Origin of the sequence: Methylocystis iwaonis, from assembly GCF_027925385.1 — a bacterium.
Taxonomy (GTDB): Bacteria; Pseudomonadota; Alphaproteobacteria; order Rhizobiales; family Beijerinckiaceae; genus Methylocystis; species Methylocystis iwaonis.
Genome location: NZ_AP027142.1, coordinates 1245437 through 1272068, shown reverse-complemented (window position 1 = coordinate 1272068; position 26632 = coordinate 1245437). Strand labels below are relative to the sequence as shown.

General features: G+C 64.9%; 17 protein-coding genes, 1 tRNA gene and 1 pseudogene. 10 read left to right on the top strand and 9 right to left on the bottom strand.

Annotated features, from left to right (window positions below; all coding sequences use genetic code 11):
• Positions 1 to 443 precede the first annotated feature (443 nt).
• Positions 444 to 1727: a DUF763 domain-containing protein gene (locus QMG84_RS06090; protein ID WP_281931170.1), complete on the top strand. Its 1284-nt coding sequence runs from the start codon at positions 444 to 446 to the stop codon at positions 1725 to 1727.
• Entirely contained in the window at positions 1627 to 2703 is a 1077-nt protein-coding gene (locus QMG84_RS06085) for a radical SAM protein (protein WP_350356507.1), read from the top strand. Before QMG84_RS06090 ends, QMG84_RS06085 begins: the two co-directional genes overlap by 101 nt.
• A gap of 12 nt (positions 2704 to 2715) precedes the next feature.
• Here QMG84_RS06085 and glf read toward each other — a convergent pair whose 3' ends face one another.
• A complete protein-coding gene (gene glf, locus QMG84_RS06080; protein ID WP_281931169.1) occupies positions 2716 to 3858 on the bottom strand; it encodes a UDP-galactopyranose mutase in 1143 nt (380 codons plus the stop codon).
• Positions 3859 to 4278: 420 nt separating this feature from the next.
• Here glf and QMG84_RS06075 point away from each other — a divergent pair, with 420 nt between their 5' ends.
• The 5 genes from QMG84_RS06075 to QMG84_RS06060 all read left to right on the top strand — a co-directional run bounded on the left by QMG84_RS06075 (position 4279) and on the right by QMG84_RS06060 (position 15141).
• Complete coding sequence (locus tag QMG84_RS06075; protein ID WP_281931168.1) at positions 4279 to 10047, top strand: beta strand repeat-containing protein; 5769 nt, start codon at positions 4279 to 4281, stop codon at positions 10045 to 10047.
• Positions 10048 to 10233: 186 nt separating this feature from the next.
• On the top strand, positions 10234 to 12270 hold the full coding sequence (locus tag QMG84_RS06070) for an O-linked N-acetylglucosamine transferase, SPINDLY family protein (RefSeq protein WP_281931166.1): 2037 nt from the start codon (positions 10234 to 10236) through the stop codon (positions 12268 to 12270).
• 25 nt (positions 12271 to 12295) lie between these two features.
• The gene (locus tag QMG84_RS06065) at positions 12296 to 13642 is read left to right on the top strand and encodes a DUF6250 domain-containing protein (protein ID WP_281931164.1); all 1347 of its coding nucleotides are present in this window, start codon (positions 12296 to 12298) and stop codon (positions 13640 to 13642) included.
• Between the two features lie 165 nt (positions 13643 to 13807).
• Complete coding sequence (locus QMG84_RS21380; RefSeq protein ID WP_350356506.1) at positions 13808 to 14164, top strand: DUF2946 family protein; 357 nt, start codon at positions 13808 to 13810, stop codon at positions 14162 to 14164.
• Between the two features lie 203 nt (positions 14165 to 14367).
• Positions 14368 to 15141, top strand: coding sequence for a methane monooxygenase/ammonia monooxygenase subunit C (locus QMG84_RS06060; RefSeq protein WP_281931163.1), 774 nt, complete (start codon positions 14368 to 14370; stop codon positions 15139 to 15141).
• 124 nt (positions 15142 to 15265) lie between these two features.
• Here the strand turns inward: QMG84_RS06060 and QMG84_RS06055 are convergent, their stop codons facing one another.
• Positions 15266 to 15604, bottom strand: a complete 339-nt coding sequence (locus QMG84_RS06055) for a Rieske (2Fe-2S) protein (RefSeq protein WP_281931161.1) — start codon at positions 15602 to 15604, stop codon at positions 15266 to 15268.
• Positions 15605 to 15719: 115 nt separating this feature from the next.
• Positions 15720 to 17129 carry an MFS transporter gene (locus tag QMG84_RS06050; RefSeq protein WP_281931159.1) on the bottom strand — a complete coding sequence of 470 codons (1410 nt, stop codon included), beginning with the start codon at positions 17127 to 17129 and terminating at the stop codon, positions 15720 to 15722.
• 1259 nt (positions 17130 to 18388) lie between these two features.
• Here QMG84_RS06050 and QMG84_RS06045 point away from each other — a divergent pair.
• A complete protein-coding gene (locus QMG84_RS06045) occupies positions 18389 to 18619 on the top strand; it encodes a hypothetical protein (RefSeq protein ID WP_281931158.1) in 231 nt (76 codons plus the stop codon).
• A gap of 48 nt (positions 18620 to 18667) precedes the next feature.
• On the opposite strand, the pseudogene QMG84_RS06040 reads toward QMG84_RS06045, so the two are convergent.
• The 3 genes and pseudogenes from QMG84_RS06040 to QMG84_RS06030 form a co-directional block, all read right to left on the bottom strand.
• Positions 18668 to 19824, bottom strand: a pseudogene (locus QMG84_RS06040) (glutathionylspermidine synthase family protein).
• Complete coding sequence (locus QMG84_RS06035; protein ID WP_281931157.1) at positions 19824 to 20198, bottom strand: hypothetical protein; 375 nt, start codon at positions 20196 to 20198, stop codon at positions 19824 to 19826. The pseudogene QMG84_RS06040 and the gene QMG84_RS06035 overlap by 1 nt, the downstream one beginning before the upstream one ends.
• A 379-nt stretch (positions 20199 to 20577) precedes the next feature.
• Positions 20578 to 20654: transfer RNA gene (locus QMG84_RS06030), tRNA-Arg, on the bottom strand.
• A gap of 119 nt (positions 20655 to 20773) precedes the next feature.
• On the opposite strand from QMG84_RS06030, the gene QMG84_RS06025 reads away from it, so the two are divergent.
• Positions 20774 to 21895: a methyltransferase gene (locus QMG84_RS06025; RefSeq protein WP_281931155.1), complete on the top strand. Its 1122-nt coding sequence runs from the start codon at positions 20774 to 20776 to the stop codon at positions 21893 to 21895.
• An 89-nt stretch (positions 21896 to 21984) separates the two neighbouring features.
• Here QMG84_RS06025 and pgi read toward each other — a convergent pair whose 3' ends face one another.
• Positions 21985 to 23625 carry a glucose-6-phosphate isomerase gene (gene pgi, locus QMG84_RS06020; protein ID WP_281931153.1) on the bottom strand — a complete coding sequence of 547 codons (1641 nt, stop codon included), beginning with the start codon at positions 23623 to 23625 and terminating at the stop codon, positions 21985 to 21987.
• Positions 23626 to 23799: 174 nt separating this feature from the next.
• Here pgi and QMG84_RS06015 point away from each other — a divergent pair, with 174 nt between their 5' ends.
• Positions 23800 to 24843, top strand: coding sequence for a hypothetical protein (locus QMG84_RS06015; RefSeq protein ID WP_281931152.1), 1044 nt, complete (start codon positions 23800 to 23802; stop codon positions 24841 to 24843).
• Positions 24844 to 24898: 55 nt separating this feature from the next.
• On the opposite strand, the gene QMG84_RS06010 is transcribed toward QMG84_RS06015, so the two are convergent.
• Both QMG84_RS06010 and QMG84_RS06005 read right to left on the bottom strand, forming a co-directional pair.
• Complete coding sequence (locus tag QMG84_RS06010) at positions 24899 to 25861, bottom strand: L-threonylcarbamoyladenylate synthase (RefSeq protein ID WP_281931151.1); 963 nt, start codon at positions 25859 to 25861, stop codon at positions 24899 to 24901.
• The gene (locus tag QMG84_RS06005) at positions 25858 to 26610 is read right to left on the bottom strand and encodes a proteasome-type protease (protein WP_281931149.1); all 753 of its coding nucleotides are present in this window, start codon (positions 26608 to 26610) and stop codon (positions 25858 to 25860) included. Before QMG84_RS06005 ends, QMG84_RS06010 begins: the two co-directional genes overlap by 4 nt.
• Between the last annotated feature and the right edge of the window lie 22 nt (positions 26611 to 26632).

Sequence of the window (26632 nt, the reverse complement as noted above, 5' to 3'; positions counted from 1 at the left end):
ATTATAAGGCCAAGCTGCTTGCAGCATATACAGTATTATACGTATGTAAAACTACTTACCCAGGAAGGAGTGCGGAAAAACCACAAGACATTACACAACCCCGGTATGTCGCCCGTTACAACTCGCGCATCTTCGACAACAGTGAACAAGTCCGCCGCATACCGATCGTCCAGGACTGTCCCTGCTCTTGCTTCTCCCGCTATTTTGCCGACTCCAAAACCCCGCAGTCTGTCACATCGAAATCCATCCCTCGCCAATTCACGCGGGTTCCGCAAAAGCTCAGGAAGAAACGAGGAAAGAAAGAAGCTCTTGGGAGAGGCGAAAGAATATTAGGTTTCGAATGTCCGCGCCGCTCGAAAGGCTGAGGCCGGATGCAACGGCCTTGCATGTCGCGCCCGAGCGGATACATCCTGCCCAACACGCTCGCTTTCGGGATTCACAACGTGACACGACGTTCAGGCAGCGCCGATCTGCCGCTTCATTACGGGCGCGTTCCGGCGTGGCTCAGCCAGCGCATGGCGCGCCTCGGCGCGGTGATCGCCGAAGCGATCGTGCATCATTACGGCCGCGACGAGTTCCTGCGCCGTCTCGCCCATCCGTTCTGGTTCCAATCCTTCGGCGCCGTCATGGGCATGGATTGGCACTCCTCCGGCGTCACCACCAGCGTGATCGGCGCGCTCAGACGCGGCCTCACGCCGCTCGCGGGAGAGCTTGGCCTACATATCTGCGGCGGACGCGGCGCACGCTCTCGACAAACCCCACTCGAGCTGACGACCATCGGGGAGCGCGTGGGCTTCGATGGAGCGGCGCTCGCGCGGGCGAGCCGGCTGGTCGCCAAGGTGGATAGCGCCGCCGTTCAAGACGGGTTCGACATCTATCTGCACGGATTCATCGTAGCCGACGACGGCAAATGGGTGGTTGTTCAGCAGGGGATGAACGGCGAGACGCGCTATGCCCGCCGCTATCATTGGCTCTCGGAAGGGCTCAAGGATTTCGTCGAGGCGCCTCATGCAGCCATCGATGGCGAGAACCAGGGCGAAATCGTCAATCTCACCGACTACAGGGCCAGCGCCTCGCGCGCGCGCCAGCTCGATCTTCTGCGCGACCTCGGGCCGGACGGCCTGCTGCGCGAGGTCGCCGCCGCCGAAGGAAAAACCGAGCCGCCGCCCGCGCAAGCCACGCTCCCGCACCTTTTCATGCCGGCCCATCACGATGTCCGCCCCAAGGATGTGATGCTCCGCAGGCTGCACGGCGCCCTCGCCGCCGCGGCGGATCAGGGACCGCAAGACTTCGCCGATCTGCTGCTCGTGCCGGGCGTTGGCGCCCGCACGGTTCGCTCGCTCGCGATGGTGGCGGAAGTTGTCCACGGCGCCCCCTGCCGCTTCGCGGACCCGGCGCGCTTCTCGCTCGCTCATGGCGGCAAGGACCGCCATCCTTATCCGGTCCCGATCGACGTGTATGACAAGACCATCGATGTGTTGAGAAGCGCGGTCAGCAAGGCCAAGCTCGGAAACGCCGACAGGCTCGACGCCCTTCGCCGACTCGACGAGCGCGCGCGGCGTCTGGAACGCAGCGCGACAGGCCCGTCTCTGCCGCAATTCATTGAAGAGGAGCGGCAGCGCTCGCATGAATATGGCGGGCGAAGCGTCTTCGGCTGGGAGCCCGCTCCCGAGGGCGCCACGGAACCGCCCGCGGAAAGTGGGCAAAACAAAGCGACGCGCGCCTGAGCGGAAGAAAAACGGCGTTTCGGCTGGCGCCGCAGTTGCGTTAAACTCCTGCCGCCTCTCCTATCCCAGCCGCTTGCACATGACGACTTTCCCTATTCGCTACGTCGAACCTGTCTACCGCCCGCCGAGCGAAGCTGACTCGCTTATCCTGCCCGTAACCAATGGCTGCTCGTGGAATCGCTGCACATTTTGCGAAATGTACAGCGCGCCACAAAAGCGCTTCCGCCCCAGAGACGCGCAGGAAGTGCTCGAAAGCATAAAGCGCTGCGGGGAACAATTCGGACCAGACCTCAAACGCGTTTTCCTCGCGGATGGGGACGCGATGACGCTCTCGACCCGCCGGCTCGTCGCCGTGCTCGAGGCGATCCAACGCGACCTACCGGGCGTGCGCCGGGTGTCAAGCTACTGCCTGCCGCGCAATGTCAGAAAGAAGTCGACCGCGGAGCTTAAAGAGCTCAAGGAACTCGGGCTCTCTCTCGTCTATGTCGGCGCGGAGTCCGGCGACGATGAGGTGCTGGCGCGGGTCGACAAGGGCGAAACTTTCGCAACCACGCGCGAGGCGCTGGAAAAATTGCAGGAGGCGGGCGTCAAACGCTCCGTCATGATCCTCAACGGCCTCGGCGGAACGGCGCTGTCGCGCCAACATGCGCTGAACTCGGCGGCGCTGATGAATGCTGCGCAACCGGAGTTCCTCGCCACGCTGGTGGTGAGTTTTCCCTACGGCGACGCGCGGCTGCGCGGAAATTTCCCAGACTGGGAGCCGCTCGACGTCTTGGGGCTCATGCGGGAGATGGAGCTGTTCATCTCAGCATTGGAGCTGAACAGAACGGTCTTTCGCAGCGACCACGCCTCGAATTGGCTCGTCCTCAGAGGAACGCTTGGCGCCGACAAGCCGCGGCTGCTTCAAGACCTGCGCAGGGCGATCGCCGAGCCGGATTCTGCGCCGCTGCGGCCCGCCTGGGCGCGCGGGCTCTAGCGCCGTCGCCCCTCACGGCTCGACGAAGAACGACGGCGGCGCCTCTCCGCGCGCAATCAGCTCCAGCAGCCTGTCACTGGCGGCCAGGGCTTCCTCGATCGTCACGTCCATATCCAAATATCGATAGGTGCCGAGCCGCCCGACGAAACTCACCTTTTCGGTCGCCTGAGCGAGCTCGATGTAGCTGCGCAGCAGTTTCTGCTCATTGGCGAGCCGGATCGGATAATAAGGAATGTCTTGCGCGCCGGCGGCGCGGCTGTATTCCCTGTAGCAAAGCGTCATATCGAAGTTGTCTTTTTCCCAGGGCGCAAAATATTTGTGTTCGGTTATTCGCGTGAAGGGCACATCGGCGTCGCAATAGTTAATAACCGCAGCGCCCTGGAAGTCGCCCTTGTCGATCATTCGTTCGAAGTCGAGCGTGCGGTAGCCGAGCCGGCCAAGCCGGAAACCAAAAAAGCGGTCGAGCGGCCCGCTATAGAAGACATGAGCGAAATTCTCGCTCAGCTCCTCGAAGCGGCAGTTCAACCGGACCTCGACATTCGGCGCGCGGAGAATATTCTCGGCCATCGCCGTGTAGCCGCCGCTCGGGATCGCCTGATAATGATGCGCAAAGTAACTGTCGTTGTAATCGAATCTGGCGGGCAGGCGCTTCAGCACGGACGCCGGAAGGTCCGTCGGGCTCATGCCCCATTGTTTCGACGTGTATCCTTTGAAGAAGGCCTCGTAGAGCTCCTCGCCCATCAAGGCGAGCGCCTGCTCCTCGAAATTTCGCGGCTCTTCGATTTTACGCACTTTCGAGGCGATGAAGGCGCGCGCCTCCGCCGGCCCCATGCATCGTTTGAAGAACTGATTGATCGTCATCAGGTTCAAAGGCAGCGAATAGACGCCCGACTTGGCGACGGCGACGACGCGATGGTTATAGGGCCGCATCTCCGCGAAGCGCGTGACGTAAGACCAGACCCGTTCGTTCGAGGTGTGAAAGATGTGAGGGCCATAAATATGAGTCATCACGCCCGTCTCAGGGTCACGGGCGCTGTGACAGTTGCCGCCAAGATGCGATCGCTCGTCGACGACCAGAACCTTGTGCCCCGCCTCGCCCAGGCTCCTGGCGATCACGGCGCCACTCAAGCCCGCGCCAACCACGCAATATCTCATCTGGCCCCTCGCAAGTTCATCGAGGGAAACTACGGGGTCAGGCTGGCGCGACGCTGCCGGGCCCCGGCCAGAAAATCGACCTATGACGCGCCTTTAAGCGTCGCTGGAAACTTCTTGTTAGAAAGATGCCGTTACTGTGGTCAAGCCGGCCGTTCGCCCGGCTAGTTCGCGCGTAGGACAGATGATCTGTCCACCACTGTCCGAAGACTCCTTGGCGACGTTTTCCTGATCCGCCGATCTCGAGCCTCGGTCCACGCGACGTGTCCTGCCCCTTTTCGTAGCTTTTGTGCCCCGGCCGCATTTGCGCGCGGGGATCGCCGCCACTCGCGCGGCGGCGATGGCGCGCGCAGCAGCGTCTGCGGAGGGGGGCTTTCAAAGTGAACTCTTTGGGACGCACACCAACAGCTCAAGGGCCGGCATATGACCTCCATCATTTCTTCGCTCACCCCCAGCCAAGTCGCCTCGCTCTCGACGAGCACGATCTCAAAGCTCACGACCGACGATATAGCGGCTATGACGACCGCTCAGGCGGCGGCGCTGACGTCGACTCAGGTCCGCGCCCTGAATACGGATGACGTCGCGGCGTTTTCCGCGACGCAGATGAGCGCCCTGAGCTGGAGCGCCATCCTCGGCTTCACGAGCACCCAGATCACCGCGATTACCAGCAGCGACCTCACGTCGCTGTCCACCGGTCAGGTCGCCGCTTTCACCACGAGCCAGCTACACGCGCTCTCGACCGACCAGATCGCGTCTCTCTCAACGGCTCAAATCGCGGTTTTCGTTTCCGCCCAGGCCAATGCGCTGACCACTGACAGCGTCGCCGCGCTCTCCACCGGTCAGATCGAGGCGATGAAGACCAATGCGATCGCAGGATTGAGCTCCGCACAGATACAGGCGCTCTCCTCGGTGCAGATCGGCGCGCTCACAACCGCCCAGATCTCGGCGATGACCTCCTCCCAGGCGGCCGCCTTGTCGTCGGATGACGTCGCCGCTCTTTCCGCAAGCCAATTCAGCGCCTTCGGCGCCCGCGACCTCGCCGCGCTGACCACCAGCGCCTTCGCCGGCGTCTCGACCTTGGACATCGCCGCGCTGAACACGTCGCAGGCGGCTGCGCTCACGAGCGCGCAGATGCACGCGCTTTCGACGGACCAGGCCGCCGCCCTGACCACGGCGCAAATCGCCGTCCTCGGCTCTAGCCAGATTGCGGCGCTGACCACCGACGCCGTCGCCGCTCTGTCCACGGATCAGATCGCGGCGTTGAAAACGAGTTCTTTTGCAGCGCTGGGTTCCGCGCAAATTCAGGCCCTCTCGACCAACCAGGCCGCCGCGCTGACCACGGCGCAGGTCGCGGCGCTGACGACCGCCCAAACGGCCGCGCTCACCTCCGACGACGTCGCGGCCTTCTCCACCGCGCAGTTCGGCGCCCTCTCGGCCCGCGACATCGCCGCTTTGTCCACGAGCGCCCTCGCCGCGGCCTCCACTGCCGATATTGCGGCGCTGAGCACCGCTCAGGCAGCCGCCCTGACCACGGCTGAAATCGGCGCCCTCTCCACCGATCAGGCGGCCGCTCTCACCACCGCCGCCGTCGCCGCGCTAGGCTCCGGCCAGGCCGCCGCGCTGACGACGGACGCGGTCGCCGCGCTCTCCACCGATCAGGTTGCGGCGCTCAAGACCCTCGCCGTCGCGGCGCTGACCACCGCGCAGATCGGCGTCCTCTCGGCCGGTCAGACAATCTCGCTGACCACCGCGCAGGTTGCCGCGCTGAAGACCACGCAGATCCAAGCGCTTTCGGCGATCCGGGTCGCCACCCTGACCACCGAGCAGGTGGCCGCGCTCGGCTCCACCCAGGCCGCCGCGCTGACCACCGACGAAATTGCCGCGCTCTCGACAGACCAGGTTGCGGCGCTCAAGACCAGCGCCATCGCCGCGCTGAGCACGGCGCAAATCGACACATTGTCGACCAGCCAGGCCGCCGCCCTCGGCACTGCCCAGATTGTCGCGCTCACCACCGCGCAGGCGGCGCGCCTGAGCTCGGACGACATCGCGGCGCTCTCGACGGCGCAGCTTGCGGCTTTCGAAACGCGCGACCTCGCGGCTTTGTCCTCGAGCGCCTTCGCCGGCGTCTCGACGGCGGACATCGCCGCTCTCAGCACGGCGCAGGTCGCCGCTTTGACGACCGCCGAGATGCGCGCGCTGTCGACCGATCAGGCGGCGGCGCTCACCACGGCGCAAGTGGCGGTCCTCGGCTCCCGTCAGGCGGCCGCGCTCACCACGGATAGCGTCGCAGCGCTCTCCACGGATCAGGTCGCGGCGTTGAAATCCAGCTCTGTCGCCGCCCTGACCACGGCGCAAATCGTTACGCTGACGACCGCTCAGGCGGCGGCGCTGACCACCGCTCAAGTGGCGTCGCTGACCACCGCGCAAGCGGCGGCCCTTTCCTCCGACGATCTGGCCGCCTTCTCGACCGACCAATTCGCGGCGCTGAGCTCTCGCGATCTGGCGGCGCTCACCTCCACCGCCCTTACCGGCGTGTCGACGGCTGAGATCGCCGCGCTGAGCACCGGGCAGATCGCGGCGTTCACGACCGTGCAGATGCGCGGCTTGTCGACCGATCAGGCCGCCGCTCTGACGACCGCCCAAGTGGCCGTCCTCAGCTCCGGCCAGGCCGCCGCCTTGACGACCGATAGCATCGCAGCGCTCACCACCGACCAGATCGCCAGCCTGAGGACGTCCACTGTCGCGGCGCTCGGCAGCGCGCAGGTCCACGTCCTGACGACGGCTCAGGCGAGCGCGCTGACCACCGCCCAGATTGGCGCCCTGACAACGGCGCAGACGGCCGCGCTGACGACCGACGACATCGCCGCCTTCACCTCGACGCAGTTCGACGCCCTCAGCTCCCGCGACCTCGCGGCGCTGCAAACGAGCCAGTTGGCGGCGGTCGCGACCGAGGATCTCGCGGGGCTGTCCACCTCGCAGGTCGCCGCCCTGACGACCAGGCAGCTCCATGCGCTCTCGTCCGAGCAGTCCTCCGCGCTGACGACCGCTCAGATCGCCACGCTGTCGTCCGGGCAGGTGGCCGCGCTCACGACCGACAGCCTCGCCGCTCTCTCCACGGATCAGATTGCGGCGCTCCGGTCGGCCGCCATCGCGGCGCTGAGCACGGCGCAGATCGACGTGCTCTCGACCGCCCAGGTTGGCGCGCTGACGACCAGCCAGATCGCCGCGCTGACGACGACGCAAAGCGCGACGCTCTCCTCGGACGACGTGGCCGCCTTCACCACGGCGCAGTTTGGCGCGCTCGAGGCGCGTGACCTTGCCGCGATGTCGACGAGCGCGCTCGCCGGAGTGTCGACGGACGACGTCGCCATCCTGAGCGCCGCGCAGGCCGGCGCGCTGACGAGCGCGCAAGTTCGCGCGCTGTCGACGGACCAGGCGGCCGCGTTGACGACCGGTTCGGTCGCGGTCCTGGGCTCGGCTCAAGCCGCCGCGCTCACCACCGACAGCGTCGCGGCGCTGTCGACGAATCAGCTCTCCGCCTTCAAGACGAGCGCAGTCGCCGCTTTGACCACCGCGCAGGTCCAGTCCTTGTCGACGGCTCAGGCCGCGGCGCTGACCACGGCCCAGGTCGTCGCCCTGACCACCACGCAGACGCGCGCTCTGTCGACGGATCAGGCGGCGGCGCTGACAACCGATCAGGTGGCCGCTTTGAGTTCCCGGCAGTCGGCCGCTCTCACGACGGACAGCGTTGCGGCGCTTTCCACCGATCAGGTTGCGGCGCTCAAGACCAGCGCAGTCGCCGCGCTGAGCACCGCGCAGATCCACGCGCTCTCCACGGCGCAGATCGCGGCGCTCACGACCGCGCAGATTGGCGCCCTGACGACGTCCGGGGCCTCGGCGCTGTCGTCCGACGACATCGCCGCCCTCTCGACGGCGCAGTTCGCGACGCTGAGCACCCGCGACATCGCCGCCTTGACGACCGCCGCTCTCCTCGGCGCCTCGACCGACGACCTCGCCGCGCTCAGCACGGGCCAGTCCTCGGCCCTGACGTCGAACCAGGTGCACGCGCTGTCGACCGACCAGGCCGCGGCGCTGACGACCGCGCAGGTCGCCGTCCTCAGCTCGGGCCAGGCGGCCGCGCTCACCACGGACAGCGTCGCGGCGCTCTCCACGGATCAGATCGCGGCGCTTTCGACCAGGGCTGTCGCGGCCCTCGGCACAGCGCAGATCAGCGCTCTGTCGACGGCTCAGGTGGCGGCCTTCGCCACCGCCCAGATCGCCGCTTTGACCTCGGCGCAGGCCGGCGCTCTCTCCTCCGACGATGTGGCGGCCTTCTCGACCGCCCAATTCGCGGCCTTGAGCACGCGCGATATCGCAGCCCTGTCGACGAGCGCCATCGCCGGCGCCTCGACGGACGACATCGCAGCCCTGAGCACGGCCCAGGCGGCCGCGCTCACCACCGGCCAGGCGCATGCTTTGTCCAGCGCTCAGACAGCCGCGCTGACGACGGCGCAGGCCGCCGTTCTCAGCTCGGCCCAGGCGGCGGCGCTGACGACCGATAGCGTCGCGGCTCTGACGACGGACCAGGTGGCGGCTTTGAGATCGGCCGCCATCGCAGCCCTGAGCGCCGCTCAAATCGGCATACTGTCGACCGATCAGACGGCCGCTCTCACCACGGCGCAGATCGTGGCGCTGACCAGCTCGCAGACGCATGCGCTCTCGACCGACCAGGCCAAGGCGCTGACGACGGAGCAAGTCGGCGCGCTTTCCTCGCGCCAGGCGGCGGCGCTGACCACCGACAGCGTGGCCGCGCTTTCCACCAGTCAGGTTGCAGCGCTCAAGACCGGGTCGCTCGCGACCCTGAGCGCGGCGCAGATACGCGCCCTGTCGACCGATCAGGCGGCGGCGCTGACCACGGACCAGATTGTCGCTTTGACCACGGCGCAGACCGCCGCGCTCTCCTCGGACGACGTGGCCGCGCTTTCCACCGCGCAGTTCGGCGCGCTGGAAACCCGGGATATCGCCGCCTTGTCGACGGCGGCGATCGCCGGCGCCTCGACGGCCGATATTGCGGCCTTGAGCACCGCCCAGGCGGCGGCGCTGACGGCGGCTCAGGTCCATGTCTTGTCGACCGATCAGGCGGCCGCCTTGACGACGGCGCAGGTCGCGACGCTCGGCTCGGCTCAGGCGCACGGGCTGACGACGGACAATGTGGCGGCGCTCTCCACGGATCAGATCGCTGCGCTCTCGACCGGCGCCTTGGCCGCGTTGAGCAGCGCCCAGATCGCCGCCCTCTCCTCGGCTCAGGCCGGGGCGCTGACCACGGCGCAGATCGCGGTTCTGTCCACCACGCAGGCGGCGGCTCTGTCGTCCGACGACGTGGCGGCCTTCACCACTGATCAGTTCGCGGCGCTCAGCCCCCGCGACATCGCCGCGCTGTCCACCGCCGCCATCGCGGCCGCTTCGACCGCCGATATCGTGGCGCTCAGCACGGCTCAGGTCGCGGCTCTGACAGCGAACCAGCTCCCAGCGTTGTCGACCGATCAGGTGGCGGCGATGACCACGGCGCAGGCCGCGGTGCTCCAGGCGTCGGCCTTGACCACCGCCGGCGTGGCGGCCATGTCGACCGACCAGGTGGCGGCGCTCAGGACCAACGTGGTCGCCGCCTTCAGCACCGCGCAGATCAGCGTCCTGACCACGGCCCAGGCCGCCGCGCTCACCACCGCGCAGGTGACGGCCCTGACGTCGAGCCAGGTCGCCGCTCTCACGACGGACGATATCGCAGCTTTCAGCGCCACGCAGTTCGACGCGCTGGACGCCCGCGACATCGCCTCGCTGCTCACGACCCAGATTGCCGTCGTCTCGACTGCAGACATTGCGGGCCTGTCGACGGCGCAGCTCTCGGCAATGACCACCGCGCAGTTGCAGGCGTTGTCGACGGATCAGACTGTGTCGATCACCACCGCCCAGATCGGCGCGCTCAGTTCCACGCAGATCGGGGCGCTCGAGAGCGCGGACTTCACGGCCTTCTCGACCGATCAACTGGTCGCGATCTCCACGCAGTCCATCGCCGGCTTGTCGACCGACGACATCGGGGCCCTGAGCACCACGCAAGCCAGCGCGCTGACCACCACGCAGATCAATGCGATGTCGTCTGCGCAGGTCAACCGGCTGATGCAACTGTTCCAGTAAGCGCGACACACTGGAACAGCCACAATTGCCGCCGAGGGTGCGTAAGCCTCCTCGGCGGCTGCTTTTGAAGCTCGAGCAAATTCGGCCGCAATCGCCCTCCCGAGCGGCTGCACATGCCTGGCGCAAGCTCTCTTTGCCAAGGTCCGTTGGGATTGCCCTCAATGTTCCCAACTGGACTGCCAACGCATGCTGACGCCGGCCTCCCCCTTGGCGAGCGGGATCGAAATTTTCAACCTCGCCGTTCATCGCGCCAAGCGCCGAAACCTGCCGCTCGTCGAACTTTTCGACAGCGCCGATAAATTGCGACGCGCGGGCCAGCCGGCGTTGGCCAGCGAGCTTTACAAGACATGGATCGCCTTCAACGGCGAACATGAGCTGCTCCACATGGCCTATTTCAACTATGCGGTCGGCCTGCGGGAACAGGGCGACATTTCCGGCGCCGCCATCGCTTTGCGGGAGTGCCTTCGGGTCAAGCCGGATTTCGCCCAGGCGCATATCAATCTCGGCCGCGCATTCGAAGATGCGGGAGACATCGGCGCGGCGGTTCAGCAATGGCGCGCCCTGAGCGAAAAGCTCGCCGAGGTGAACGGCGAGACGGTCGCGCATAAAGTTCTCGCCTTGCACCAGATTGGCCGCGTCCTCGAAGGCGTCGAGGATTTACAGGGCGCCGAGGAGGCCCTGAAGCAGGCGCTCGAACTGCGGCCGGACAAGACAGAGGCCGCGCAACATTGGATTTCGTTGCGGCAGCGCCAGTGCAAATGGCCGGCCGTCGCCGCCGCCGAACGCCTGCCGCGTCGCAACCTCATCGACGGCATGTCGTCGATGTCGCTCGCCGCCTATGCCGACGATCCCATGTTCCAGCTCGCCAAGGCGTATCGCTACAATAAATCCGTCGTCGGTCGTCCGGCGGGCGCGCCGCTCGCGCCGCGCGACAGAAAACCACGCGCGCCGAACGCGCGCCTGCGGATCGGCTATGTCTCCTCCGATCTGCGCGAACATGCCGTCGGCTTTGCGCTCGTCGAAGTCCTGGAAGGGCACGATAAAGCCCGTTTCGAGATCTTTGCTTATTACTGCGGCGAGGATCGCCCCGCGGACGAAACGCAATCGCGCATAAAGGCGGCCGTCGATCACTGGATCGACATCAAAGCGATGGACGACGCCCAGGCGGCGATGCGGATCGCCGACGACGAGATCGACATTCTCGTCGATCTCAACGGCTACACCAAACATGCGCGCACGCGGATTTTCGCCTATCGCCCCGCGCCGGTCATCGTGAACTGGTGCGGTTACCCCGGAACGATGGGGAGCCCCTATCATCATTACATGATCGCCGATCCGGTGATCGTGCCGGAAGAAAACAAGATCTTCTACTCCGAGAAGGTCCTGTGGATCGGCTGCAATCAGCCGCTCGACCGCAAGCGCCGCATCGCCGAGCGCCGTCCGACGCGCGAAGAGGCCGGACTGCCCAATGACGCCTTCGTCTTCGCCTGCCTCAATGGCATGCAGAAGATCACGGCGAATACATTCGCCTTGTGGATGTCGATCCTGAAGACGACGCCCAACAGCGTCCTGTGGCTTTTGACGGGCGGAGCCGACGTCAACGAGCGTTTACGCAAAGCCGCGGCGGATCATGGCGTCGCGCCGGAACGCATTCTCTTTGCCGAGAAAGCGCCGAACCCGCTTCATCTGGCGCGTATCCCGCTCGCAGATCTTTTCCTCGATACTCTGCCCTATGGCGCCCATTCGACCGCCGCCGACGCGCTCACCATGGGCCTGCCGGTCCTGACGTTGCGCGGCCGCAGCTTCGCGGCCCGCTTCTGCGCAAGCGTTGTCACGGCCGCCGGGCTGGATGATTTCATCTGCGCCACGCCCGAGGAATTTTTCGCGCGCGCGACGGAGTTCGCACGCAACCCCGCCGGGCTGGCGGCGCGTCGCAAGGCGCTTGTCGAAAACCGGGATCGCAGCGCCTTGCGGGACATCGAAGGAACCGTGCGACGGCTCGAATCGGTCTTCGACGAAATGCACGGGGATTTTGTCGAGGGACGCACGCCGACGCCCGATTTGACCAATCTCGACGTCTATTACGAGATCGGCTGCAAACTCGATCTAGAGTCCATCGAAACGCTGGGCGAAGACGCCTACCGCGCGCTGTATCGAGATAAGCTGAAGGAATGGAGCGAGCATATGCCCATTCCACAAGACCGCCGGCTGGCGGATTTTTAAGAGCGCGTTTCAGGAGAAACCCGACATGGAAAAGCAGAAGACGATTCTGGTCACTTTCGCGGGGAGAAAGGATCGGATGAGCCTGCTGACGCGTTACGTCGACGCCGCGATCGAGCGCGGGCTGATCGACGAGTGGCATGTCTGGGACTTCACCCGCAACGCCGCCGACGCGCGCTGGCTTCGCGAGCGCTTCCCCATCGCGCAAGTCACGCCGAGCCATACGGACGAATATTTCCTTCTGCCCGGAACGCTCTCGGTGCGGGGAAACAATCGCTGCGTCAAATTCAGCGTTCGCGCCACAAATGACGTGCATATCGGATTGCGGCGTCGCGGCGCGTCGGGAACGAGCTACGAGGTCGTCATCGGCGGATGGAACAATCGCGCAAGCGCCATTCGGCGCTTTGCAAATCCACTCGCGCTGACCGCCACACAACTGAGAAATCACGAGGAGCCGCCCGCCGTTTACGCCTCCACGCCCCAGATTCTCCCCGAGTTCGATTTTGTCGATGTCGAAATCCGTTTCGGCGCCGATGGCCTGAGAATATCCGTCGCCGGCGACGACATCCTCCGTGACGACCTGCCTGTCGCCGACGGCGAGTTCGAAGCCCTGTACCGAACCGGATTTGGCGCCAATGGCGACTGGCGTTTCGAGTGTTTCAATTCGCACGCGGCGCGTCTGTTCGTCGGCGGCAGGGCGCCTTTTTATTCGAAGGACGTCATGTTCTACACGACGGCCTATCAATATTACGCCGCCAACCGCGACGCGCATGCGCGAGACGTCTTTCTCAAATGCGACGACGACATCGTCTATGTCGATCTCGACCGGCTCGGCGATTTCATCGATTTCCGCCGCGCCAATGACGACTATTTCCTGATCAGCGCGAATGTCGTGAACAATGGCGTCTGCGCCCATTTCCAGCAGCAATTCGGCGCGATCCCGCACAATGAGATGGCGCTAGAGCTGCCGCCGGGGGGGATGTGCGGATCGCTCTGGAGCAGCGGCGCCAAGGCGGAAGCGCTTCACCGGCTCTTTCTGCGCGCGCCGTCGCGCTTCACGCTCGAAGAGCCGACCGCTCTCGCGTGGAACGAAAGGGTCAGCATCAATTTCGTCGCCTTCCTCGGCCGCGATCTCGTGCATATCCCCGACATCATGTCCGACGACGAGCATGACCTCTGCTATGGCGTGCGCAAGCGCACCCGCAAGGAGAACAGCGTCTATTTCCCCTTCGTCGTCTCTCACTTGTCGTTCTGGCGCCAGGACGCGGAAATGAATGTCGCCGGCCTGGTGTCGGCTTACGAAAGACTCGCCGATCAAAGCCTGGGGCGCACGATCGCAGCGCCACGATCTCAGGCGGCGAAGAGCGCGGCGTAACTCCGGTCGGGAGCGCCGGCGCGTCTCACAGACGCGCGGCGTTTCGCCGCACATCGGCGCCATTTGCGCTTGCTTGACCGCCTTCCTGTCCGTCTTTAGCCTTCAGTCCTGGAACCAAAGGCGGCGGCGGTGGATCCTGTAAGGCGACAGAGCGGCTTTGCGCGCATGTTGGCGACTATTGTCGCCGGCCTGCTGCTCTTGCAGCTTGCTTTCGCGGGCGCGCCTGCGTTCGCGGCCGCAGGGCCCGGCGTTATCTGCTCGACGCAAGACGCCCCAAGCGGGAACGAACGGCCAGCCGTTCCTCATGGCGGTCATCATCACGGCCTGTGCTGCATCCTGCATTGCGGGTCGTTGGATGCGCCGCCGCCCAAGCCTTACGCTTCCATCAGGGTTCCAATTTCTCCCGCGACGTCAGTCGAGTCTCCACCCACGAGATCAGCGCCGGAACGTCGCCTGGAGCCCAAGAGAGCTCCGCAATCTCCGCGTGCGCCGCCGGCCCAAGCGCATGCGGTTTCCGCCTGAGATCGTCTCGTAGCGGCTTCTCCCGGCCGCTTGGGAGAGATGATCCGGATCGGCGAGAACAACCGCGCCGCGCCACGCCAATTAACGCTCCTCCTCTTTTTCAGAACGCTCAGCGAAGCGGCTTTTTCCCGGGCCGCTTCGCCCCGATAGCACGCGCGCGGAGACCCCCTTCGCGCGCCCCATAGACATTTTCGGAGACAACGATGAGCACCATCAACACGCAAGCCGTGGGCGCCGCAGAGCGCGCCGAGCGGATCGTCGATACGAAGCCGCTTCTTTTCGGCGTTCTGGCTCTGACCCTTTTCGTCGCCGCGCTGCGCCTCTTCGAACAGGCTTTCGGCTGGACCGTCGGACTGGATTCATTCGCTCCAGAATTCGAGCTTTACTGGATCAATCTCCTCAAGGCCGCCGTCGTCCTCTCTATCGCCAGCGTCGCGCTCCTCGCGGGATTGCTGTGGCGCACGCGCGATCGCGAGCTCGAGAAGCTCTCGCCCGCGCGCGAAACGCGGCGGCTTCTTTATCTCGTGCAATGGCTGGTCGTCTTTGCGCTGGCTCTGTTTTGGGGCCTGAGCTTCTTCTCCGAGCAGACCGCCGTCTGGCACATGACCGCGGTCCGCGACACGGATTTCACCCCGAGCAATATCATCACCTTCTATATTTCATATCCGCTGTTTTCGATCATCGGGGTCGGCGCGTTCTTCTACGCGAAGACGCGCCTGCCCTTTTTTGCCCAGGGCTACTCGCTCGCCTTCCTCGTGCTGGTTGGCGGGGTCTTCATGACGATCCCGAACGTGGGGTTCAATGAATGGGGCCACACCTCCTGGGCGATGGACGAGGGATTCGCCGGCCCTCTGCATTGGGGCTTCGTCTTTTTCGGGTGGATGTCGCTCGCCGTCTTCGGCGTGACTCTGCAGATCCTCGGACGGCTCCGTCAGCTCCTCGGAAATGAGGGTGTCGACGCGCTGCTTCGGCGCTGATCGACAATGCGCGCTTGAACCCGGCGCGCATTGTCCCGGCCGGCGCCCCGTCCCCTCCCTCGACGGGCGCCGGCCGCCAAAGCTCGCTCAGCTTTGGCGACAATCCTTCCCCGGCGGATGACGATCACACCGGCGCACGCGCCGCCTTGACCGGGCCGACGTCGACCTGAATCTCGTCGCCTTCCACGCGCAGCTCATAGGGATGCAGCGTGTTGCGCACGAGATGCGTCACGCATTTGCCGCTCGCGCCGTCGAACCCCCACTGGTGGTGCGGACAGGACACCACCTGCCCGTTGAAGGTCGCCTCGCTCAGCGGCATGTCCGCATGCGGGCAGCGCCCGCGATACGCCTTGAGCTCGCCACCCATTGGCCAAACCAGGAGCACGCTTTTGCGGCCGGCCTGGAAGAGGCCCATGCCCCCCTCGCTTACGGCGCTTGTCTGACAGATGAAGGTGAAGGCCATCGGGGTCGCCTCCCAAAAAAGGAACGTCTGGCCGCCGACTCGCAAGTTGCGGACCAGCAAGCGCCGGCGTAGGCTCCTCAAAAGACTGGGCGCGTGGAACCGCGCCAACCCGGCCTCAAGCCAGTTCCGTCTGCGCACGACTGACGCTTGCGCCATCGGACTTGCGCAATCGCCAGAAAGAGAGAGACGAGAGGACGGTTAGCGCGCCGAGAGACAGATAGGCGCCGTGAAGGGCGGCAATGACGGCGTGAGGATTTGACTGTGGCGCCGCGCCCAGAAATGCGGCCGCCACCAGAGACCCGATCGCAAGACCGAAGCTCATCGATATTTGCTGGAAAGAGCTCGCAATGGTGGCGGCCATGCTCGACTCCGACGGCTCGACATCCGCATAGGCGAGGCTGTTGATGCTCGTGAACTGAAGCGAGTTGAAGAAGCCGAGAAGGAAACCGATGGCGACGACGGCCGCGAGCGGCGTGCGTTCGGTCACCAGGGAATACAGGCAGATCGCGACGCCGATCATCACAGTGTTGCTGACGAGGACCGTGCGGTAGCCAAAACGCGCGAGTATGGGCGCGGAGATGAATTTCATGCCCATGGCGGCGGCCGCCGTCGGCATCATCAGCATGCCCGACTCCCACGCGGGAAGCCCAAGGCCCACCTGAAACAGCAAGGGTGTCAAAAAGGGCAAGCCTCCGACGCCGAGCCTTGTGAGGAAGCCGCCGGCGACCGAAACCCGGAATGTCCGCTTCTTGAACAAGGCAAGATCGAGCAACGGAAAAGCGGCTCGGCGCGCATGCGCCCAATAGGCGAGAAGCAGCGCCATCGCCACGGCGAAAAGCGCGACACCCAGCTCGGGGCGGATTTGATGTTCTCCGAATATTTCGAGAAGCCAGGAAAGAAGCGCCATGCCTGATCCAAAGAGGACAAGGCCCAGCCAGTCGAAAGGACGCTCACTCTCTCCCCGATAATCGGGCATGTAGCGATGGACCAACCACTGCGCGACGATGCCAATCGGGACATTCACGAAGAAGATCTCGCGCCAGGAAAGCCAATGCACGATGAGGCCGCCGACCGTCGGGCCGAGAAGCGGCCCGATAAGCGCCGGTATGATGACGAAGTTCATCGCCGTCAGCAGCTCGGCCTTTCCGAAGGTCCTGACGACGGCCAATCTTCCGACCGGCGTCATCAAAGCCGCGCCGGCGCCCTGGAGTATTCGGGCGAGAACCATTTGCCCTGCGTTTTGGGATAATCCGCACAGGATCGACGAGAGCGTGAAAACGGCGATCGCGGCGGCGAAGACCTTTCTCGTCCCATAGCGGTCGGCGACCCATCCGCTTACGGGGATGCCCACGGCCAGGCTCAAAACATAGCTCGCCGCGACCGCTTTCAAGCTCAGCGGCGTGACCTGTAAGCTTTCGGCCATCGCCGGGACGGCTGTATTGACGATCGTCGCGTCGAGCTGCTCCATAAAAAGGGCGGTCGCCACCACCCAGGGCAGGAAGCGCTTGATTGTAAGCTCGTCCATCAAGCCTCCCGATCGCAAATCACGCAGAACTTCGCCTTCGCCGCTTCTAGACGGGCGCCCTGCGCCAACGCAACGCGGGTCCGCTCAGCGCGCCCTCGCAAATTTTTTGTCGTCTCAGGCGAACTTCTCAGCGTTCAAAAGATTGATTCCATGCAACGCCTTCGGGGGTTGCGATCGAGCGCACGGAAAGCTCCGAGGCCTCCCTCGAGGGGGAGACCCAACGACGACCAGCTCGACCTGGCGGCTGACTTGTGAGCTTCAGGCAGCCGCCACATTCTTGTCTGCTAGCAGTTGCTGCGGCTCGGCGAAGAATAATCGCCGGGCCGTCGCCGTTTTCGTCCTCTCTCGCCTCCCACTCCAGCGCCAGATACAGCAGCACGGCCGCCGTGTGCGTGCGAGAACATTCCCTCAGCCGCGGCAATCTCTCGGCCGATAATACGAAATCCGCTTGATTGGTTCGGTGTATTCCCGACGCTCGCGCAGCGAGTGATCGGGAATCCAGAGCAAAACCTGCGCTTTTGTGGCTCCCGGATTCCAGATGGCCTTCGGTCCGTCGGGAATGACAAGCGCCAATGCGAGCTATTCAAACGGAAACGGTATAAGAATGCGCTCCTGCTTTTTGACTCTGCGCGCTTTCTCATCGCTCGCGCGATTCCATCCGGGCGGAAAGCGCGCTAGGGAACAATCAAAAAGCCGGCAGGTTGATGAGGTCTCATTTACTCCCTCCCAACTCGAGCGCCTGGCCTAAAACCGGGCGCTTCTTTGTGCCTGTCAAAAAGGAGCGCGCCTCGTTGATAAGGAGCGCGATAGACATGCCTTTTACCCCGTTCGGTTTCATGACGAAGCGGCTCGATGACCGCCCTTCATGCCTTCTTGGGCGCCTCGCTGTCGCTGCGACTCTGCTCGTGGCGCCGCCGTCGACGGCAGCCTCACAAAAGCGCAGTCGCGCCGCCGGCGATCACGTGACGATGTGCGCCTATGAGGCGCAAAAATCGGTGGCTCGACGGCACGGTCTTTCGGGCCAACGCAGCGATTCCTTGGCGCTGCGGATTTATGCGAATCCGGAGATGGCCCGGGAAGCAGATAACGCCTTCGACGCCTGCGTGAGACATCAGAGCCGATAGGCTCGAGGCGCCATTTTGCAGGTCGGAGACCGTCTCCGTCGAGCGACCGCCTCGACCGGTGCCTCGATCCTTGCCTTATTTTTGCTTCAGCCGATTGGTTGAATTTAATACATTCGTTTGAAATGGACGTTCGCCATGTCTGAAAGCCTTGTCCGTAAAATGGCCGCCCTGTTCCGCGCCGCCTTTGCCAATGCCGCTCCCGGCCTGATTGCAGCGCTTCTGTTTTACTGGACGCCAAGCGTGCAAACGCCCGACGCCCGGCAGGCGGCCCGAACCGAAAGAAGCGAGGCGATCAGCGTCGGCGGCGCCTCCAAGGCCGGCCCGGTCGGCCACGCGGGAGTCGCCTCGGAGGTCCCGCCTCGTTGAGTTACCTGGTCAAACATTTGATTTTGGCGGGCCACTCACGCGCCGATTTCACCCGATGATCGCGTGTGGCGTAAAGCGCGCGCGATTGGAGGTGATGAGCGCCTTATCCTCGCGGATGCCAAGGCCCGCCGGCGCATCGCCGACGAGCCAGCAGCCAAGGACGGGGCGCCGACCGTCGAATGCCGGCAGGGGACAAAACGCCTGGCGGACATATCCTTCCCGGCCATAGCCGTCCGTCTCGCCCCGGGCGATGCAGACTCCGTCTACGAGTTCGATGTCGGCCCCCTCGCGCGAATAGATCGGCTTGCGCGCATATTTCGCGCCGAGCCTTTCTGCTTGCGGGTCGTCCTCGAAATAACAGGGCAAGAGATTCTTGTGTCCCGGCGCCATATCCCAGAGCAGCGCCAGCGCGCCCTTGTTCGATAGGATCATCCTCCAGGGCGGCTCGACGAGGCGCGTCCGCCCGACGGCTGAGGATTTGCCAAAAGAGTCGGCAAACATCCATTCCCAGGGATAGAGCTTGAAGAGGAACTCGATCCTGCGCCAGTCTGGATCGACGAACTCATTGTGTTTCAACCCTATTCCACTCATGTCGAGAAGCTTCGTCACGAGCCCCGCCTCGCGCGCGCATTCGGCGAGATAGGCTGTCGTTCCTGCATCTTCGGCGTTTTTCGACATGCAGCAGAGATGCAGCAAGCGGCTCGGCGCGATCTCTCCCATACGCGCGACAAGCTTCTCGTGCAGCGAGTTGAACTGATCGGCGTCTTGCGGCAGCTCGCCCCGCGCGACTTGGGATTGAAGCCAATGCCATTGCACGACCGAGGATTCATAAAGGTTCGTCGGCGTGCGGCGTTGAATTCGAGGAGCTTGGGTTCGCTTTTGCCATCGTAGACGAAATCGAAGCGGCCGTAGAGCGAGGGGTCGCGCCGCCTCCAGCTTGCGCGTATCACGTCGAAGGCGCATTCTGGAATCCTCAGTCGTCGCATCAGATGATCATGTTCGACGACGTTTTCGACGAGCGAAAGGCAAAGCGCATTCAGCTCGGCCGTCGCCGCCTCGAGCCTGTCCTCTATCTCCGCCAGTGAGAAGACGTAGCGCGCGCTTTCCTCCCAATAGGGCTCGCCATCCGCATAGGCGTAGTCGAAGCCTATCTTTTTCGCCTCGGCTTCGAAGTTTGGACGCGGCGAAGAAGCCTCGCGCTTCATCAACCGCCTCCGCCGCCATGGCCGGCGCCCACCGCCCCGAAGCCGCCGAATCTCGCAGCGCCCCCGCCGCCGCCGCCGCCACCACTACCACCGCCACCTCCGGAACCCGATGAGTCGGAGGAGCAGGCGGTCTCCATGGCTGAGTCCGTTGCGTTCCCCGGAGAGCATCTGGCTTGTTCGATCCACTGAACGAAAAGAAGCACCGCGAATCCCACCGCGAGAGGCACATAGATGGCGAGGTTGGCGAGGAAGAGCGCGCGCCGCTGCTCTTCCTCGGTCGGTACCGGCGCTCCGGCAAAGCCTTCTCGCGCGTGGAAGATGATGGGCGGCGGATTGTGGCCGCGCTTGCCGGGGGTTTCGCCCGCATTGGTCATCTTATACGAGATCCGCTCGATTGGTTCGGCGCCATTCCCGCCGCTCGCGCCGTTTGGACACGGGCAATCACCGCCGTCATTACGAGAAGGCGGAGCCGACGAAGGAATCCGGGCCTGCATCGCTGTTCTGGATTGCTTCGCTTCGCTCGCAATGACGGGCTCTGTGCAAAACCGCGCTCTCGTGGCTCTGGATTCCCTGCCGGGCTTTCAGCGCGCCGGGAATGCACTCGGACGCTTACAGCGACGAAGCTCCAGGCCACGAATTCGATGACACGAAAGACCGCGCAAAAGGCGACGGCGGCGGCAAAGTGGCGTGCAAAACCAAGGAGTCCTGAAAAAATGTCATTCAGAGCGTCGTCCGTGAAAATCTCCGTCGACCTGGCGCGCCCGAGAGGATTCGAACCTCTGACCTCTGCCTTCGGAGGGCAGCGCTCTATCCAGCTGAGCTACGGGCGCCTGTCGCGAGTCGACGCGTCTCCCTTCTACATTAAGGCGGGCGCGCCCGCAACGGCGGCGCCTCTTCGCGCGCCTCGGGGCGCATGCTATCGGGGCGCGGTCAAAAGCGGGGGCGGGATATGGCAGGTCTTTTCGAGCGCTGGCTGGATGATCTGCGGGCCCGTCGCGACAGGCTGATCGCCGATCCCAAATTCCAGCGCTGGTCGCTCGCCAACCCTTTCACCCGGCCGATCGCCCGACGGCGGGCGCGGGCGGCGCTCGATCTCACAGCCGGCTTCGTCTATTCGCAAGTGCTGTTCGCTTGCGCCCGGCTGAAGCTCTTCGAGGCGCTTGCTGGCGGGCCGCTGACGGTTTCCGATCTTGCCACGCGCCTCGCGCTCTCGGAAGCGGCGACGCGGCGGCTGCTCGACGCCGCCGCCTCGCTCGACATCACCGAGCGGCGCGCGGGCGAGCGTTACGGGCTGGGCCAGCTCGGCGCGGCTTTTCTCGGGAATGCGGCGGCGCGCGCGCTCGTTGAGCACCAGCCCCTGCTTTACGCCGACATCGCCGACCCGGTGGCGCTGCTGCGCGGCGAGAAGCGCGCGGCGCTCGCCGATTACTGGCCCTATTCGGACCTCGAGCAACCCAAGGCGCTGAGCCCGGGAGACGTCGCGCCCTATAGCGCGCTGATGGCCGCCTCGCAGCCCATGGTCGCCGAGCAGGCGCTCGACGCCTATGACATGAGGCAGCACAAGCGTCTCATGGACATCGGCGGCGGCGAGGGCGTTTTCCTTTGCGCCGCCGCCGCGCGCGCCCCAGATCTGCAGCTCGCGCTCGTCGATCTCCCTGCCGTTGCGGACCGCGCGCGGATGCGGCTGGAGGCGGCGGGCCTCATGGCGCGCGCGCAAATTCACGGCGGCGATTTCTTGCGCGACGATTTGCCGAAAGGCGCCGACGCCGTCACGCTGATCCGCATCGTGCACGATCAGGATGACGAACGAGCGCTGATGCTCCTGCGCAACATCCGCCGCGCGATGGAGCCGGGCGCGACGCTGCTGATTATCGAGGCGATGTCCGGCGTGAAGGGGGCCGAGACCCTCGACGCCTATTACGGCTTCTACACGCTCGCCATGGGCCGCGGCGAGCCGCGCCGGGTTGAAGAGATCGAAGCGCTGCTGCGGCAGGCGGGGTTCGGCGGGTTCAGACTGCTCGACAACGCCTTGCCGACGCTGACGAGCATTCTTGTGGCGAAGGCCATTTAGCGTTCCCGTCATTGCGAGCGGATCGACGCAATCCAGAGCAGCAGTAGCGGCTCTGGATTGCTTCGTCGCTGCGCTCCTCGCAATGACGACTATTGCTTCGATCGCCGCCAGGCGATCAATCCCGCCGTCGAGCCATCCAGCCCCACGGTCGACGCGCTGGCGTTCTCCACGATCGGCCCCAGCTTGTTCGCGAGTTCCTTGCCGAGCTCGACGCCCCATTGGTCGAAGGGATTGATGTCCCAGATCACTGACTGCACGAAAACCTTGTGCTCATAGAGCGCGACGAGGCGCCCCAGAGTGCGCGGATCGAGCCGGCGATACAGCAGCACGCTCGTCGGACGATCGCCGGAGAAGACCTTATGCGGCGCAAGCCTTTCGACCTCGTCTGCGCCAAGCCCCTGCCCGCGCAATTGCGCCTTTGCCTCTTCCAACGTGCGACCGCGCATAAAGGCTTCGGACTGAGCGAGGCAGTTCGAGAACAGAAGCGCGTGATGGTGCGCGTCGGCGGCAGTAGGCTCGGCGGCGACGAGGAAGTCGATCGGCGTGACGTCCGTGCCTTGATGCAGCAATTGGAAGAAAGCGTGCTGCCCATTGGTGCCCGGCTCGCCGAAAACGATCGGCCCGGTACGATGCGTGTCGAAACGGCCGTCGCGCGTCACTGATTTGCCATTCGACTCCATGTCGAGCTGCTGCAGATAAGCGGGAAAGCGTGCGAGGCGCTGATCATAGGGAATCACCGCATGGGCGCGGCGATCGAGCGGGTTGCGATGCCAGACGCCGAGCAGGCCCATCAGCGCCGGGATATTTTTGTCGAGCGGCGCCGAACGGAAATGCTCGTCGATATCGAAGCCGCCCTGCAGGAACTGCGTGAAGTTCTCCGGGCCGATGGCTATCACGAGCGCGAGACCAATCGACGACCAGATCGAATAACGCCCGCCGACCCAATCCCAGAAACCGAAGACGCGCGAGGCGTCGATGCCAAAAGCCGCCACCTTGTCGAGCTTGGTGGAGACAGCGGCAAAATGCTTGTTCACCGCCGCTTCACCGAGCGCCGCGACGACGCGCGCGCGGGCGCTCGCGGCGTTCGCCATGGTCTCTTGCGTGGTGAAGGTCTTCGACGACACGATGAAAAGCGTGCGCGCGAGATCGAGCCCGGCGAGCGTATCCGAAAGATCGGCGCCGTCGACATTGGAGACGAAATGCGCGCGCGGGCCATTCTCCCCATAGGGCGAAAGCGCGCGCGCGGCCATGACCGGCCCGAGATCGGAGCCGCCGATGCCGATGTTCACGATGTCCGTAAAAGGAAGCCCCGTCGCACCCTTGGCCTCGCCGCTGCGAATGGCGCGCGCGAAGGCGAAGACCTTCTCGCGCTCGGATTCGATTGCCGGGCGCATATCGGCGCCGCCGATGACCAGCGCTCGCGACGAGAGATCGCGCAGCGCCATATGCATGGCCGGGCGCTTCTCGGTGTTGTTGACGGGCTCGCCGGCGAAGAGCGCGTCGCGCCGGCCTTCGAGCTGACGCGCCTTGGCGAGCGCCACGAGCAGATCGATCGTTTCGCGAGTCACCTTGTGCTTCGAGAAATCGAAGAGAAAATCCTCGTCGAGCGAAACGCTAAAATTATCGAAACGCGCGCCATCCTTTTCGAACAAGTCGAGCGTGCGGACGTCGTCGAGCGAGGGCGCGTGGGTCTCCAGGGCGAGGAAAGCAGCGGCGACAGCGTGAGTCATTTTCGTCTCGGTGCGTTGCGCGGGCCGAATCGGCGGCCCTCAGGCGGAGGAAACTTACCTGAACGCCGGGCCTATTGCAGCGCGGCGCAGCTCAAGGGATTTTTCGCTGTATTATGACATCCAGATGTGGGAACGATCTCCGTTCAGTGAATGTTTTTTGACAAAAGGACGACGATGAACCCGATTCCGCTCCTCGACGTGCGCGACGGCGGTCCCGTGGCCCATGCGCAGGCGCGGATCGACGCCGCTGCGGCCCTGCGCGACGCCTGCCTTGGCGCGGTCGCGCCGCTGGCGCGCTATTGTCTGTCGCCGATCGACCAATTGGCGACGAACTGGCTGCGCAAATCGGCGTCCGCCTATCGCGCCGAGCTTGAGCACGTCGCCGCGATTCTTGGTTTCCCGGGCGCGATGACGCTCAACATGTCCTATCTCTTCGCCTGCACGACCCAGGCCTATGAGGGGCCGGACGGCCTGCCCCGCATCCGCCGCACGCTGGACTGGCCGTTTCGCGGCTTGGGCGAGGCGGTGGAAATGGCATGGCAGTCGGGGCCGGCCGGCGATTTCTACAACGCCACCTGGCCGGGCGCCGTCGGCGTGCTCAGCGCCATGGCGCCGGGCCGTTTCTGCGCGGTCATCAATCAGGCGCCCATGCTACGGCGAACGACTGGGAGCCTGGGCTTCGCTTTGGACGCCGCGCTCAATCTTCGCAACGCCCTGGCGAGTGAAGGCGGCTGGCCGCCCGACCATTTGCTGCGCTACGCTTTCGAAACCTGCGAGACTTTCGAGGACGCCGTCCAGCTCATCGCCCGCGAGCCGCTGGCGCGGCCGACGCTCTTCACGCTGGCCGGCGTCAAGCCGGGCGAAATGGCGCTGGTCGAGCGCACGGAGCGCGAGGCGCGCATCTATCGCGGGCCGGTGATCGTCGCCAATAACTGGCAGGAGCCGCAGCCAGGCTGGCAGGCGCGCATGAGCCAGGCGAACAACGACGCCCGCGTATCACTGATGCAGGGTATCGCGCCCGACGCGCCGCGCTTCTCCTGGGTGGTGGAGCCGGTGCTGAACCGGCTCACGCGGCTGGCGGTGGAAATGTGCTCCGCCGGTGCGGGCGATCTGGTCGCGCGCGGCTATGAAAGCCCATCACTGCTGAAAGGTTCGCCGCATCCGGTGACGCAAGATTTCCATTTGCGCGCCGCGAGCCCGGTGGCGCTGGCGGCTTAACTGGACCGCGCGCCTTCAGGCGCGCATCCTTGCGAGCCTGAAGGCTCGCGGTCCATTAGACCCGCGGCGCAGCCGCCCGTCTCAAACGGTCATTGATCGCCTCGCCCAGCCCCCTTTCGGGAATATGCGCGACGGCGACCTTCTCGACGCCGCGCGCGTCGAGCTCCCGCAGATAGGCGAAGAGATTGGCCGCAGCTTCGACGAGATCGCCCTGCGGCGAGAGATCGAGGACCACCGCCCCCTGCGCCGCAAGCGCCGTCAGCCGGGCGTCGAAATCGAGCGCGCCCTCCCCCGCCTGCACCTCATGCGCTTCGAGCCGCAGCCGCGCATTCGGCGCGTAGTGGGAGGCGGTCATGCCCGGCGCCATCACTTCGGCACGGGTGGGCGCGCAGAGCTTGGCCCCCAGAACCTTCTCGATCTTCTCACGCGCAATGGCGCCCGGCCGCAGCAGGACCGGCGACGCGTCGCAGAAGGAAACGATCGTCGATTCTAGGCCCGCCGTCGCGCGCCCGCCGTCGAGGATCATATCGACCCGCCCGGACAAATCCTCCGCCACATGCGCCGCCGTCACCGGGCTCACATGGCCCGAGCGGTTTGCCGAGGGCGCGGCGACGGGCTTGCCCAGCGCCGAGATCAGCTCCCGCGCCACCGGATGATCGGGAATGCGCAAAGCGACGCTCGGCAGGCCGGCGCGAGCCAGCTCGCAGACGGAGCCGCCCGGCGTGACCGGCGCGACGATCGTCAGCGGCCCCGGCCAAAAGGCTTCCGCGAGTTTGAGCGCCGCCTCCGGCAGCAACGCCTCGCGCCGCGCCGCCTCCAGGTCGGCGACATGAGCGATCAGCGGATTGAAGGAGGGCCGCCCCTTGGCGTCATAGATGCGCGCCACGGCCCAGGCGCTGGTGGCGTCGGCGCCGAGCCCATAGACCGTCTCGGTTGGAAAGGCGACGAGCCCGCCGGCGCGCAAAATCTCCGCGGCGCGCGCAATCTCTGCGGTGTCGGCGGGCGCGAGAATAGTCAAGGCTCGCGGCCGCGATAGGGCGGCGCGGGAATGGCCATATGCGCCGCGCGCAGCGCCTTCGACCAGCTTTCACGAAGATCGCGGAAATATTCGTCATTCGCGTCGATGCGCGTCGAGACTTCGAGCTTCATGTCGCCCCTGCGCAGAAGCGCAATGTCGATCGGCAAGCCCACCGAAAGATTGGAGCGGATGGTCGAATCCATCGAGATCAGTCCGATCTTGAGCGCGTCATAGAGATCGCTCTCATAGTTCACGGCGCGGTCGAGAATGGGCTTGCCGTATTTGTGCTCGCCGATCTGCAGATAATTGGTGTCCGGCGTGCATTCGATGGCGTTGCCAGCCGTATAGATCATGAAGAGGCGCGGCGCGCCGCCGCCGATCTGCCCGCCGAGCAGCAGCGAAACATCGAAGCTGACGCCGCTCGCTTGCTCGCCCGACGGCGACGCCTCCTGCAAGGAACGGCGCACGGCGCGGCCGACGAGATGCGCCGCCTGCAGCATGGTTTGGGCGGTCATGGCGCTTTCGATCTCGCCCGTCTCCGGGTTCTCGAACCCCTCGTTGAGGAAATTCACCACGCCCTGCGTGACCGAGAGATTGCCCGCCGTGGCGAGCATCAGCACGCGCTCGCCCGGCTTCTCGAAGACATGGAGCTTGCGGAAGGTCGCGATATTATCCAGGCCGGCGTTGGTGCGCGTATCCGCGATGAGCACCAGCCCGTCGCGCACCAGAATGCCGCAGCAATAGGTCATGGAAGCTCTCCAGCGACGCCGC

Excerpts from the sequence above, each read along its gene's own strand:
- QMG84_RS06085 (WP_350356507.1), top strand. The coding sequence starts at position 1,627 with ATGAATATGGCGGGCGAAGCGTCTTCGGCTGGGAGCCCGCTCCCGAGG.
- glf (WP_281931169.1), bottom strand. The coding sequence starts at position 3,858 with ATGAGATATTGCGTGGTTGGCGCGGGCTTGAGTGGCGCCGTGATCGCC.
- QMG84_RS06075 (WP_281931168.1), top strand. The coding sequence starts at position 4,279 with ATGACCTCCATCATTTCTTCGCTCACCCCCAGCCAAGTCGCCTCGCTC.
- QMG84_RS06070 (WP_281931166.1), top strand. The coding sequence starts at position 10,234 with ATGCTGACGCCGGCCTCCCCCTTGGCGAGCGGGATCGAAATTTTCAAC.
- QMG84_RS06065 (WP_281931164.1), top strand. The coding sequence starts at position 12,296 with ATGGAAAAGCAGAAGACGATTCTGGTCACTTTCGCGGGGAGAAAGGAT.
- QMG84_RS21380 (WP_350356506.1), top strand. The coding sequence starts at position 13,808 with ATGTTGGCGACTATTGTCGCCGGCCTGCTGCTCTTGCAGCTTGCTTTC.
- QMG84_RS06060 (WP_281931163.1), top strand. The coding sequence starts at position 14,368 with ATGAGCACCATCAACACGCAAGCCGTGGGCGCCGCAGAGCGCGCCGAG.
- QMG84_RS06055 (WP_281931161.1), bottom strand. The coding sequence starts at position 15,604 with ATGGCCTTCACCTTCATCTGTCAGACAAGCGCCGTAAGCGAGGGGGGC.
- QMG84_RS06050 (WP_281931159.1), bottom strand. The coding sequence starts at position 17,129 with ATGGACGAGCTTACAATCAAGCGCTTCCTGCCCTGGGTGGTGGCGACC.
- QMG84_RS06045 (WP_281931158.1), top strand. The coding sequence starts at position 18,389 with ATGTCTGAAAGCCTTGTCCGTAAAATGGCCGCCCTGTTCCGCGCCGCC.
- QMG84_RS06035 (WP_281931157.1), bottom strand. The coding sequence starts at position 20,198 with ATGACCAATGCGGGCGAAACCCCCGGCAAGCGCGGCCACAATCCGCCG.
- QMG84_RS06025 (WP_281931155.1), top strand. The coding sequence starts at position 20,774 with ATGGCAGGTCTTTTCGAGCGCTGGCTGGATGATCTGCGGGCCCGTCGC.
- pgi (WP_281931153.1), bottom strand. The coding sequence starts at position 23,625 with ATGACTCACGCTGTCGCCGCTGCTTTCCTCGCCCTGGAGACCCACGCG.
- QMG84_RS06015 (WP_281931152.1), top strand. The coding sequence starts at position 23,800 with ATGAACCCGATTCCGCTCCTCGACGTGCGCGACGGCGGTCCCGTGGCC.
- QMG84_RS06005 (WP_281931149.1), bottom strand. The coding sequence starts at position 26,610 with ATGACCTATTGCTGCGGCATTCTGGTGCGCGACGGGCTGGTGCTCATC.